This window comes from Fictibacillus sp. B-59209 (assembly GCF_036216745.1).
Taxonomy (GTDB): Bacteria; Bacillota; Bacilli; order Bacillales; family Fictibacillaceae; genus Fictibacillus_C; species Fictibacillus_C marinisediminis.
In genome coordinates this window covers 282,813-295,347 of record NZ_JARMMC010000018.1, presented here as the reverse complement: position 1 = coordinate 295,347, position 12,535 = coordinate 282,813, and the positions used below count along the sequence as shown (strand labels likewise).

11 protein-coding genes are annotated in these 12,535 nt (G+C 47.1%); all 11 read left to right on the top strand.

Translation table 11 applies throughout. From position 1 onward, the window contains the following. Positions 1 to 186 precede the first annotated feature (186 nt). Positions 187 to 732, top strand: coding sequence for a bifunctional pyr operon transcriptional regulator/uracil phosphoribosyltransferase PyrR (gene pyrR, locus P4361_RS14295; RefSeq protein ID WP_053354558.1), 546 nt, complete (start codon positions 187 to 189; stop codon positions 730 to 732). 123 nt (positions 733 to 855) lie between these two features. After that, positions 856 to 2,208, top strand: coding sequence for a solute carrier family 23 protein (locus P4361_RS14290; RefSeq protein ID WP_091005344.1), 1,353 nt, complete (start codon positions 856 to 858; stop codon positions 2,206 to 2,208). Between the two features lie 141 nt (positions 2,209 to 2,349). Next, positions 2,350 to 3,276 (top strand): aspartate carbamoyltransferase catalytic subunit, encoded by a 927-nt coding sequence (locus tag P4361_RS14285; RefSeq protein ID WP_328089816.1) that lies wholly within the window; start codon positions 2,350 to 2,352, stop codon positions 3,274 to 3,276. Beyond that, entirely contained in the window at positions 3,251 to 4,537 is a 1,287-nt protein-coding gene (locus P4361_RS14280) for a dihydroorotase (RefSeq protein WP_328089815.1), read from the top strand. Before P4361_RS14285 ends, P4361_RS14280 begins: the two co-directional genes overlap by 26 nt. After that, the gene (locus tag P4361_RS14275; RefSeq protein WP_328089813.1) at positions 4,534 to 5,637 is read left to right on the top strand and encodes a carbamoyl phosphate synthase small subunit; all 1,104 of its coding nucleotides are present in this window, start codon (positions 4,534 to 4,536) and stop codon (positions 5,635 to 5,637) included. The genes P4361_RS14280 and P4361_RS14275 overlap by 4 nt, the downstream gene beginning before the upstream one ends. After that, positions 5,622 to 8,825 carry a carbamoyl-phosphate synthase large subunit gene (gene carB, locus P4361_RS14270; protein WP_256225719.1) on the top strand — a complete coding sequence of 1,068 codons (3,204 nt, stop codon included), beginning with the start codon at positions 5,622 to 5,624 and terminating at the stop codon, positions 8,823 to 8,825. The genes P4361_RS14275 and carB overlap by 16 nt, the downstream gene beginning before the upstream one ends. Continuing rightward, positions 8,822 to 9,595 carry a dihydroorotate dehydrogenase electron transfer subunit gene (locus P4361_RS14265; protein WP_328089812.1) on the top strand — a complete coding sequence of 258 codons (774 nt, stop codon included), beginning with the start codon at positions 8,822 to 8,824 and terminating at the stop codon, positions 9,593 to 9,595. The genes carB and P4361_RS14265 overlap by 4 nt, the downstream gene beginning before the upstream one ends. After that, positions 9,592 to 10,530 carry a dihydroorotate dehydrogenase gene (locus P4361_RS14260; RefSeq protein WP_256225721.1) on the top strand — a complete coding sequence of 313 codons (939 nt, stop codon included), beginning with the start codon at positions 9,592 to 9,594 and terminating at the stop codon, positions 10,528 to 10,530. Before P4361_RS14265 ends, P4361_RS14260 begins: the two co-directional genes overlap by 4 nt. Beyond that, positions 10,503 to 11,228 carry an orotidine-5'-phosphate decarboxylase gene (pyrF, locus tag P4361_RS14255; RefSeq protein ID WP_256225722.1) on the top strand — a complete coding sequence of 242 codons (726 nt, stop codon included), beginning with the start codon at positions 10,503 to 10,505 and terminating at the stop codon, positions 11,226 to 11,228. Before P4361_RS14260 ends, pyrF begins: the two co-directional genes overlap by 28 nt. After that, entirely contained in the window at positions 11,209 to 11,838 is a 630-nt protein-coding gene (gene pyrE / locus P4361_RS14250; RefSeq protein ID WP_256225725.1) for an orotate phosphoribosyltransferase, read from the top strand. Before pyrF ends, pyrE begins: the two co-directional genes overlap by 20 nt. Positions 11,839 to 11,873: 35 nt before the next feature. Then, entirely contained in the window at positions 11,874 to 12,530 is a 657-nt protein-coding gene (locus tag P4361_RS14245) for a class I SAM-dependent methyltransferase (RefSeq protein ID WP_328090026.1), read from the top strand. Positions 12,531 to 12,535 lie beyond the last annotated feature (5 nt).

Sequence of the window (12,535 nt, the reverse complement as noted above, 5' to 3'; positions counted from 1 at the left end):
AGCGTCCTTCCTTTCTGTAATAATAAGGTCAAATGAATAGTCCTTTAACAACAGTCCCGTGAGGCTGAGAAGGAAACGGATTTAGGCTGCAGGCCTAACTATGTCCTCTCGCCCATACGGTGAGGGGATTTTTTATGGGCCGCTTAAAGGATAAGCATTAACGAACAAAAAAGAAGGTGACAAGTCATGCAAAAGGCAGTCATTATGGATGATCAGGCGATCCGCCGGGCACTGACAAGGATTGCTCATGAGATCATTGAACGGAACAAAGGAATTGAAAATGTGGTCCTGGTAGGCATTAAAACAAGAGGTGAATATTTGGCGAAGCGCCTTGCAGAACGAATTCAGAACATTGAGGGGAAACCAGTCAAGGTGGGAGACATCGATATCACCCTTTACCGTGACGACCTTAAAGTTAAGACCGAGAATCTTGAACCTGAATTAAAAGGAACGGATATTCCTGTGGATATTGCCAATAAAAAAGTAATATTGGTGGATGATGTTCTGTTCACAGGCAGAACGGTAAGAGCAGCGATGGACGCCGTCATGGACATCGGCCGCCCTGCTTCGATCCAGCTGGCTGTCCTCATCGACAGAGGCCACCGCGAACTGCCGATAAGGGCTGATTATGTCGGCAAGAATGTACCAACATCAAATAATGAAATCATTTCAGCTTCCTTAGCAGAGGTCGATGGAGCTGATGAAGTATCCATCCACGAAAACAATAAATAGCGCACGTCCCTTTAAATCGAGTCCAGAGAGACTAGCAAGGGAGGTATGGATAGACAGGCTGCACAAATAGGCAGACCTGTGTATTCAGCACAACCTCCTTCACTTGCAAAGGAGGTATTTTTTATGGATAAAAACAGAAATAATGAAAATACAGATCAACAGGAAACACGCCATGCCATACTGGATGTGCGTGAAGTACCGAAAATTCACCAATGGCTGACGTTAAGCCTGCAGCACCTATTTGCCATGTTCGGTGCTACGGTTCTTGTACCATTCCTGGTTAAACTGGATCCAGGGGTCGCACTGGTCTCAAGCGGTTTGGCAACATTGGCTTACTTGCTGGTGACAAAAGGCCAGATTCCCGCTTACCTTGGTTCATCCTTTGCGTTCATCACTCCAATCATTTCCGTTAAAATGCTGGGCGGACCTGAAGCCGCGATGGTCGGAAGCTTTCTTGCCGGGCTTGTTTACGGAGCAGTAGCTTTGATCATTAAAACAAGCGGGTTGAAATGGCTGATGAGAATTATGCCCCCCGTTGTAGTCGGTCCTGTCATTATCGTTATTGGACTGGGGCTCGCCAATACAGCAGTTAAAATGGCAATGAACAATCCACATACAAACGAGTATAGCTTGTCCTACTTTTCAGTAGCTTTGTTCACACTGGCTGTCACGATCGTTTGCTCGATGTATTTAAAAGGAATCTTTGGAATCATTCCCATCCTGATCGGTATCATCGCCGGATATCTCTTTGCCTTTGCGAGGGGGATGGTGGATTTGTCGAAAGTAAAGCAAGCTAGTCTCATCGATGCACCTGACTTCATGTTTCCGTTTGTATCCTACACACCGCATTTTTCCTGGTCGATCGCATTTATCATGATGCCGGTGGCTACAGTTACAATCGCCGAGCATATCGGGCATCAGCTTGTACTGAGCAAGGTTGTCGGCCGAAACTTTTTAGAAAAACCAGGTCTGCATCGCTCCATCCTCGGTGACGGCATCGGGGTAATGATCGGTTCTTTCATAGGTGGCCCCCCAGTGACCACATATGGTGAAAACATAGGAGTCTTGGCCATCACGAGAGTGTTCTCCGTTTTTGTTATCGGGGGAGCGGCAGTGACGGCCATCTGCTTCGGGTTTTCAGGAAAGGTCACTGCACTTATCAGCTCTGTACCAACACCGGTCATGGGCGGTGTTTCCATCCTTCTCTTTGGGATCATTGCTTCATCGGGGCTCAGGATGCTGATTGATAATCAAATTGATTTTGGAAACAAACGAAATCTGATCATCTCTTCCGTCATCCTTGTTACAGGAATCGGGGGAGCGGTCCTCCAATTTAGTGAAACTCTGCAGATCACCGGCATGGCGCTGGCCACTTTGATCGGTGTGTTCTTAAACCTTGTCCTTCCAGGACGAGAAGATGATTCTGAACTACTGAATAAGATGTTCGGAGTATCTGAAAACGACCCAGCTGCATAATGAACACCTTTTAAATGAGTCCGAGAGGCTTAGAAGGGTGAACCAGTTTGAAGAGCGTATACGCTTCTTCAAATCTGGCTGCACCCTGACAAGAAAACGTCAGGGTGTTTTTTTAGGAAAAATTAAAAAGGAGCTGATACTATGAAAAATTTACTCACGATGAAAGATCTGTCAGTTCTAGAGATCGAACAGATCCTGCATGATGCACACGCGTTTGCCAAAGGAGAGCGATGGCAGCCGGAAGGCCAGACGTTCACAGCCAACCTGTTTTTTGAACCGAGCACGAGAACGAGAATGAGCTTTGAAGCAGCCGAACGGAAATTAGGACTGGATGTATTAAACCTTGACTGCGTCTACTCGAGCACCCAAAAAGGGGAAACTCTTTACGATACGGTCAGAACACTTGAAGAAATCGGTGCGGCTGCCGCAGTTATCCGGCACAGTAAAGACCGGTACTTTGATGAACTGGCCGGCAGAGTAGGAATTCCGATCATCAATGCAGGTGACGGATGCGGAAACCATCCTACCCAGTCATTGCTTGACTTGCTCACCATCCAGCAGGAATTCATCGTCCTGCAGGGGTTAAAGGTAGTTATCGTCGGTGACATCAGGCATAGCCGTGTTGCGAAATCCAATGCGGAAATTCTAGTTCGTCTAGGCGCAAAAGTTTATTTTTCAGGACCGAGAGAATGGTATGACAGTGAACTGGGTGAGAATGGCTATCTTACGATGGATGAAGCGGTTGAAACAGCAGATGTACTCATGCTGCTGCGGATTCAGCACGAACGCCATGATAACAAGAGCAGCATGACGGCTGATCAGTATCACGAAAAGTACGGATTGACCGTTAAACGGGAAAAAAGAATGAAAGACCATGCCATCATCATGCATCCCGCCCCTGTAAACCGGGGAGTAGAGATTGCCGACGAACTTGTGGAATGTGATCGTTCAAGAATTTTTAAGCAGATGAACAATGGAGTTTTTGTCAGAATGGCGGTTCTTAAATGGGCGCTGGAAACCAATTCAAAGGAGGAAACAAAGAATGGGCATCTTGTTAAAGGGTGGTAAAGTACTGACTGGGACAAATGGTTTAAAAGTACAGGACATTTTAATCGAGGATACAAAAATAGCAGATCTGGGCGAGTCACTGCCTGAAGAAGGCCATAAGGTGATTGACGTGTCAGGGAACCTGGTTACTCCGGGACTTATCGATCTCCATGTCCATTTGCGGGAGCCTGGCGGAGAACATAAAGAAACGATTGAAACAGGAACAAAAGCAGCTGCAAGAGGAGGATTTACGACAGTTGCCGCCATGCCGAACACTAAACCGGTGCCTGACAACGCTGCACAGCTTCAATGGGTGAATGAAAAGATCAAAGAGACAGCTTCCGTTCGTATCCTTCCATATGCTTCGATCACAACCAGGCAGGCAGGCAAGGAACTTACTGATTTTGAAGCGTTAAAAAACAAAGGTGCGTTTGCCTTTACAGATGATGGAGTAGGTGTCCAGTCGGCGGACATGATGCTTCAGGCGATGAGGCTGGCTAAACAGAGCGATGCGGTTATCGTTGCTCACTGTGAAGAGAACACACTGATCCATAAAGGATCGGTACATAAAGGAGATTTTGCAGAAAAACATGGACTAAATGGAATCCCTTCCGTATGCGAAGCGGTTCAAATTGCCAGGGATGTTCTTTTGGCAGAGGCAGCTGGAGCCCGCTATCACGTCTGCCATGTGAGTACGAAAGAGTCTGTTCGTGTGATAAAAGATGCGAAGGCAGCAGGAATCAAAGTAACAGCTGAAGTAACTCCGCATCACTTGCTATTGTGTGATGAAGATATACCAGGATTAGACACGAATTATAAGATGAATCCTCCGCTGAGAGGAAATGAAGACAGAAAAGCGCTGATTGAAGCCTATAAATCCGGGGTTATTGATTTTCTGGCTACTGATCATGCGCCTCATAGCAAAGATGAGAAAGACCAGGGAATGGAACTTGCTCCTTTCGGTATCGTTGGTCTGGAAACAGCCTTCCCGCTTCTATACACCAATCTTGTTCAAAAGGGAGTTTTGACCCTGCAGGAACTGGTTGACGGGTTTACGCGGAAGCCAGCTGATTCGTTCAATCTTCCTTACGGAACATTGGAGATTGGAGCGGTGGCGGACCTGACGGTGATCGACTTAAATCATGAAGAAAAAATAGATCCTGAAAACTTTGTTTCAAAAGGAAAGAATACACCGTTTGCAGGCTGGAGCTGCAAAGGATGGCCCGTACTTACGATTGTAGAAGGCAGCTTTAAGTATGAAAAGGAGAGTGTAAACGCATGAAACGGATTCTGGTTTTAGAAGACGGTACCGTATTTCACGGAGATGGATTTGGAAGTGCAATCGATCAGGAAGGCGAAGTTATCTTTAATACAGGGATGACGGGCTATCAGGAGATCTTGTCCGACCCTTCCTATTGCGGACAAATCGTGACACTGACATACCCGATGATCGGAAACTACGGCGTTAACCGCCAGGACTTTGAATCCATCTCACCTGCTGTTCACGGACTGATCGTCAACGAAGCGTGTTCAATGCCCAGCCACTATCAGTCCCTCGGGACACTTGATGAACTGTTAAAAGCAAAAAATATACCGGGCCTAATGGGAATCGATACAAGAAAGCTAACTCGTTTAATCCGGAAACATGGAACGCTGAAAGGCAAGATTGCTTCAGCTGAGGCTGATACAGCTGCTATCGTAGAAGAGCTTAAATCTGCACCGCTTAAAACGGACCATGTTCAATCTGTTTCTACGAAAACACCTTATCATCTCCCAAACACAGGACGAAGGGTCGTCGTAGTGGATTATGGGGCAAAAAGCGGGATCTTAAGAGAACTGTCACAGCGCAGCTGCGATGTGGTTGTGGTTCCCTACAATACAACAGCAGAGGAGATCTTACTGCTGAATCCAGACGGTATTCTTTTAAGCAATGGCCCTGGAGACCCTAAGGATGTGCCGGAAGCCCTTCATATGATCACCAGCATTCTGGAAGAAGAAATCCCGCTGTTTGGGATCTGCTTAGGCCACCAGCTGTTCGCGCTGGCAATGGGAGCAAATACAGAAAAACTGAAATTTGGCCATCGCGGCTCAAACCATCCTGTAAAAGACCTTCAGACAGGAAAAATAACAATGACGGCACAGAACCACGGGTATACAGTCAGCCCCGAAACCCTTGCCGGGACGGAGCTTAGATTAACGCATACCGCTGTCAATGACGGAACTGTCGAAGGATTGGGACACAAAGTAAAACCCGCATTTTCAGTGCAATACCATCCAGAAGCCTCACCAGGGCCTATGGATGCCAATCCGCTGTTTGAAAAGTTCATGAACATGATGGAAACTACCAAGGAAGAGGGGAAAGAAATATGCCTAAACGCTTAGACATTAAAAAAATACTTGTGATCGGATCAGGTCCGATCGTCATTGGACAAGCTGCAGAGTTTGATTATGCCGGTACACAGGCTTGCCAGGCGTTAAAAGAAGAAGGCTATGAAGTTATCCTTGTCAACTCCAATCCGGCGACCATCATGACCGATACCTCGATGGCAGACAAAGTTTTCATAGAGCCGCTTACGGTTCCGTTTGTCAGCCGGATTATCCGCCAGGAACGCCCAGATGGACTTTTAGCCACACTTGGCGGACAGACAGGCTTAAACCTTGCTGTGGAATTGTCAGAGAGCGGCATTCTTGAAGAATGCAATGTGGAACTGCTTGGAACAACACTTTCAAGCATTCAACAGGCAGAAGATCGTGAACTTTTCAGAGGGCTGATGAATGAACTGAACGAACCGGTGCCGGAGAGCGAGATTATCCGTACGTATGAAGAGGCAGCAGCATTTACGGCGGAAATCGGTTATCCCGTGATCATTCGCCCAGCTTTCACCCTCGGTGGGACAGGCGGGGGAATTGCCAGTGATGAAGAGGAATTGAAAGAAATCGTAACGAGCGGCTTGCTTGCCAGCCCTGTACACCAGGTCTTGCTTGAAAAGAGCATTGCCGGATTCAAAGAAATTGAGTATGAAGTGATGCGTGACAGCAACGACACATCCATCGTTGTCTGCAACATGGAAAACATCGATCCTGTCGGCATCCATACCGGGGATTCAATTGTAGTTGCACCAAGCCAGACGCTGAGCGACAGAGATTACCAGCTTTTAAGAAACGCTTCTCTCAAGATTATTCAGGCATTAAAGATAGAGGGAGGATGCAATGTCCAGCTTGCTCTCGATCCTGACAGCAGCAACTATTACATTATTGAAGTAAATCCAAGGGTAAGCCGGTCGTCTGCGCTAGCCTCAAAAGCAACAGGTTATCCCATTGCCAAGATCGCAGCTAAAATTGCTGTCGGATACACACTGGATGAGATCAAAAACCCGGTCACAGGCTCCACTTACGCAAGTTTTGAACCGGCACTAGATTACATCGTAACAAAGATTCCGAGATGGCCGTTTGATAAATTTGAAGGAGCAAACCGAAAGCTCGGTACCCAGATGAAAGCAACGGGAGAAGTGATGGCGATCGGAAGGAATTTGGAAGAGTCATTGCTGAAGGCGGTCCGCTCGCTTGAAACAAAATGCTATCATCTTGAAATCAGCAATCCGAAGCAGACAAGAGAAGAATTGATCCCAGTACTGGTCAGCGCAGACGATGAGCGTTTATACCATATCGCGCAAGGTTTCAGAATCGGAATGACGGTAAGGGACATTTGGGAGCTGACGAAGATCGATGTTTTCTTCCTTGAAAAGATCAAAGGAATCATTGACCTTGAGCAGAAAGTGCTTAACAAAGTTGGTGATTTAGGATTGCTGCGTGCCGCAAAAGAAAAGGGCTTCAGCGACGTATGGCTGGCGAAAGCCTGGAACATGCCTGAGAAAGAAATCTATGAACTTAGAATGAAGAAGGATATCAAGCCTGTGTACAAGATGGTAGACACATGTGCGGCAGAGTTTGAGTCTGAAACGCCATATTACTATGGAACATACGGTGAAGAAAATGAATCGTTACGAACAGAAAGAGAAAGCGTCCTTGTTCTCGGTTCCGGGCCGATCCGGATCGGTCAGGGCATCGAATTCGACTATGCGACCGTGCACACGGTCTGGGCGATCAAAGAAGCCGGCTATGAAGCGATCATCATCAATAACAATCCAGAAACAGTGTCCACAGACTTCAGTACATCGGATAAGCTTTATTTTGAACCGTTAACCGTTGAAGACGTGATGCATGTCATCGATCAAGAAAATCCAAAGGGAGTGATTGTCCAGTTTGGCGGGCAGACGGCCATCAATCTTGCAGATGCTTTGCATGAGCGAGGGGTAGCCATCCTTGGAACCTCACTTGACAACATGGATAGAGCAGAAGACAGAGACCGGTTTGAACAGGCGATGAAAGAACTGAACATTCCTCAGCCGGAAGGAGAAACAGCGTTTTCTGTCAAAGAAGCACAGGTTATTGCAGAGAGAATCGGCTATCCGGTCCTCGTTAGGCCTTCCTACGTTCTGGGAGGCAGAGCGATGGAGATCGTCTATAAAGAAAAAGAACTTCTTCAATACATGGAGAATGCGGTGAGAGTAAATCCTGAACATCCTGTCTTGATCGACCGTTACCTTGAGGGCAAAGAAGTAGAAGTTGACGCGATATCCGATGGAGATGATGTATTCATTCCAGGAATAATGGAGCACATCGAACGTGCGGGCGTTCACTCAGGTGACTCCATTGCCGTCTATCCGCCTCAGCGATTGACGCCTGAACAGAAAGATAAAATTATCGAACGTACGATCTCAATGGCAAGAGGCCTCGGAATCATCGGACTTCTTAACATCCAGTTCGTGCTGCATGGCGAAGAGGTCTATGTATTGGAAGTCAATCCAAGATCAAGCCGAACGGTACCTTTCTTGAGCAAGATTACAGGTATTCCGATGGCCAACCTGGCAACCAAAGTGATTCTTGGAACACCACTGAAAGAACTGGGCTACGAAACAGGATATGCTCCAGAAAAAGAAGAAGTTTTCGTTAAAGTACCCGTGTTTTCTTTTGCCAAACTGCGCCGGGTGGATACGTACTTAAGTCCGGAGATGAAGTCCACTGGAGAAGTGATGGGAAGAGATACCACGCTGCAAAAGGCGCTATATAAAGGACTTGTGGCTTCAGGAATGAAAATGCCAACATATGGATCTGTACTGTTCACCGTAGCAGATAAAGACAAACCAGAAGCGCTCCGCCTGATGAAGCGTTTCTACGAAATCGGCTATACGATCATGGCGACAGAAGGAACAGCGAACTATTTGCAAGAGCAGCAGATCCCTGTGACGGTTGTTCACAAGATCGGAAGCAAGGAAAGAAACCTGCTTGATGTGATCCGCCAGGGCGAAGCGCAATTTGTGGTCAACACGCTGACGAAAGGAAAAGTTCCTGCACGCGATGGATTCCGCATACGAAGAGAATCGTCCGAAAACGGAGTGGTGTGTTTAACAAGTCTTGATACTGCAGAAGCCTTGCTTGGTGTCCTTGAGTCCTTGACCTTTACAGCCAGACAAATGCCAGCCTTTGAAAAGGATCGTGTTCTCATATGAAAAAGGAACTGGTAGAAGTAGTTTCTCAGAAGGAGATTGCTCGTCACATTTTTGAACTGAAAGTACAGGGAAATATTGTTAAGGAAATGACTTCTCCCGGCCAGTTTGTCCACATACGAGTCACTGACACATTTCAGCCTTTGCTCAGAAGGCCGATTTCTATCTGTGATGTGGACCTGGATAGCCGGACCGTGACGATGCTTTACCGCAAAGAGGGCACGGGTACCGCTTTGCTCAGCCAAAAAAAGGAGGGCGAGAAGATCGACCTTCTCGGACCGTTAGGAAACGGGTTTCCTCTGGACGAGCTCTCCCAAGGACAGACAGCGCTGCTTGTCGGCGGGGGTATCGGTGTGCCTCCCTTGTACTATCTGGCAAAAAAACTGCGCAGCCAAGGAATCAATGTGATATCCGTACTTGGATTCCAATCTGCAGAAGACGGATTTTACAGTGAGAAATTCGCCGAGCTAGGAGAAGCATATGTTTCAACGGTGGATGGATCTCAAGGGACTAAAGGGTTTGTAACAAATGTGATAAAAAACAAAGATTTACATTATGACCTGCTGTTTTCGTGCGGACCCACTGTAATGCTAAAAGCTTTGGAACAGCAGGTGCCTTCAGCTGATGGTTACTTCTCTTTAGAAGAACGGATGGGCTGCGGAATCGGAGCTTGTTTCGCCTGTGTTTGCCATGTGAATGGAGGGCTTCCCTCAGACTATGTGAAAGTATGCAGCAATGGTCCGGTATTCCCGATTGGTGAGGTGGTATTATGAAACGTCTTGAGGTAAGTCTGCCAGGTTTAAAAATGAAGAATCCGATCATGCCTGCTTCAGGATGTTTTGGATTCGGCCGTGAATATGCAGGATTTTATGATCTGTCAGTCCTTGGGGCTGCTGCCATTAAGGCAGCCACCGTTGAAGCGAGGTTCGGCAATCCTACACCAAGGGTGGCCGAAACCCATAGCGGGATGCTCAACGCGATAGGATTGCAGAATCCTGGTGTGGATCAAATCATGGAAAAAGAACTGCCTTTTCTTAAATCGTATGACCTTCCGATCGTTGCCAATATCGCTGGATCAACAGAAGAAGATTACTGTGAAGTCGCAGAGAAGATGTCCAGCCATCCTCAAGTCTCTGTTTTGGAGCTGAATATATCATGTCCGAACGTAAAAGAAGGCGGCATTCAGTTTGGAACGGACGCGAGAACAGCAGCCGCACTGACAAAAAGAGTGAAAGCCGTCTCGTCCAAGCCGGTGTATGTTAAATTGTCTCCAAACGTTGCCAATATTGCCGAGATGGCAATAGCGGTAGAGGAAGCTGGGGCGGATGGTCTTTCAATGATCAACACGCTTTTAGGTATGAGAATCGATTTGAAAACACGAAAACCGATTTTAGCCAATAAAACTGGCGGGTTGTCAGGACCAGCGATCAAGCCAGTGGCGATCCGCATGATCCATGAGGTGAGCCAGGCGGTATCCATCCCGATCATTGGAATGGGAGGCGTCAGCTGTGCGGAGGATGTGATCGAATTCATGCTGGCCGGTGCTTCTGCAGTCGCGGTCGGAACGGCGAACTTTGTAGATCCGTTCATCTGCCCGGATATTATCTCACAATTGCCGGAATTGCTTGAGAAAATGAACGTCAGCCATATCAGAGAAATAATCGGAGGGAGCTGGAGGGAATGCGAAGTCCCGTCATTATCGCGCTAGATTTTCCGGGTAAAAAAGAAGTAGAAGCGTTTATTGAACCATTTGAAGGGCAAGAGGCCTGGGTAAAAGTTGGGATGGAGCTGTTCTATGGAGAGGGACCTCAACTGGTCTCTTATCTGAAAGAAAAAAAGTTCCGGATCTTTCTTGATTTAAAGCTTCATGATATTCCGACAACGGTCCGAAAAGCGATGGAACGAATTGCCGCTCTCGGAGTCGATATGGTAAACGTTCATGCAGCCGGGGGGCGAGAAATGATGAGAGGTGCCATCGAAGGGCTGGAAGCTGTAGCAGGTCCAGAAAAGCGTCCTCTCTGCATCGCGGTGACCCAGTTAACCAGTACATCGTCACAGATGCTCAAGGATGAATTGCTGATCGGCGAATCCATGGAGTGGGCGGTCAGCCATTATGCAAAGCTTGCGAAAGAAAGCGGGCTTGATGGCGTGGTCTGTTCACCGCTTGAGGTGCCGCACATCAAGAGGGTCTGCGGACAAGAATTTCTAACCGTAACTCCCGGGATCAGGCTTAAAGATGATGATAAGAACGATCAGAAGAGAACCGCTGACCCTGCAGTAGCCAAAGAGCTAGGATCTGATTACATTGTGGTGGGAAGAAGCATTACCGGGTCTCTTGATCCATTGCAAACATACGTAAATATCGAAAAAGAATGGGGGATTTTACATGAAAAAACAAATCGCTAAAGACCTGCTTTCCATTGAAGCCGTTACACTATCGGTGGAACATCCGTATACTTGGTCATCTGGAATGAAATCTCCTATCTATTGCGACAACCGCCTGACACTCTCCTATCCAAACGTGCGCAATGAGATCGCAGAAGGATTGAAGAACCTTGTTCTAGAGCATTTTCCGGAAACGAACATGATCGCGGGAACAGCAACAGCCGGGATTCCGCATGCGGCACTGCTTGCAGACCGTCTTGACCTTCCGATGAGCTATGTGAGGAGCAGTGCAAAGTCTCACGGAAAAGGCAAACAGATCGAAGGGAAAGCGGAAGCCGGAATGAACGTGGTAGTGGTCGAAGATCTGGTTTCAACTGGAGGGAGCGTCATTACTGCCGTTCAGGCACTTAGGGAAGCAGGCTGCAATGTACTTGGAGTTGTTGCGGTCTTTTCTTACGAACTTGCCAAAGGGGCGGATAATCTGGCAGCCAACAACATAAACGTGCAAACTCTCACCGATTTTAGTACATTAATAGAAACAGCCTCTGTGGAAGGCTATATTTCTAAAGATGATCTCTCGTATTTGCTCTCTTGGAAAGAAAATCCGGAGAACTGGCTTCAAAACGCATAGCGGGAGAATGGAAGGAGCGCTTCTGATTGAGGAAGATGAACGGTGAAGAATTCGATGAATTGGTCTCTTTTTTCGATAGCATGGCACGAACCACCTGGCTCGGCGGAATCCATGATACATTAAAGGAGAAAACAGGATCGTGGAGAGATAAAAACGTTCTTGATGTCGGATGTGGAACAGGAAGACTGCTGCTTCGCGGCGCAGATGAAGCCGACAAGCTTACAGGTATTGATCTGTCATCGGAAATGATAAAAGCCAGCACGCAAAATTTCTTCTTTCATAACCGCAGCAAGAAGGGGGAGTTTTTGATCGGCGATGCATGTGATCTGCCGTTTGGTGATGAATCATTTGACGTGGCTTTATCAACGTGTGTCCTGTTTCTCCTTCCTGAACCGGAAGTGGGCATCAAGGAGATGATCCGAGTCCTGAAACCAGGCGGAACGCTGGCTATGCTGAATCCATCAGAAAAAATGAATCAGATGGAAGCTTTTCAGTATTGCAAGCAGCATAACATTTCAGGGTTTGAACAAACGGCCATGCTGAAGTGGGCGAATGTTTCAACGAGGAGACATCGATACATATCAGATAGCCTGACTTCTCTTCTTATAACAAACGGCCTTGAAGAGGTCACACATCATGAAGTGCTTGATGGATTGGCCATCATCACCATTGCAAAAAAAATAACCAGGTAGCTCCT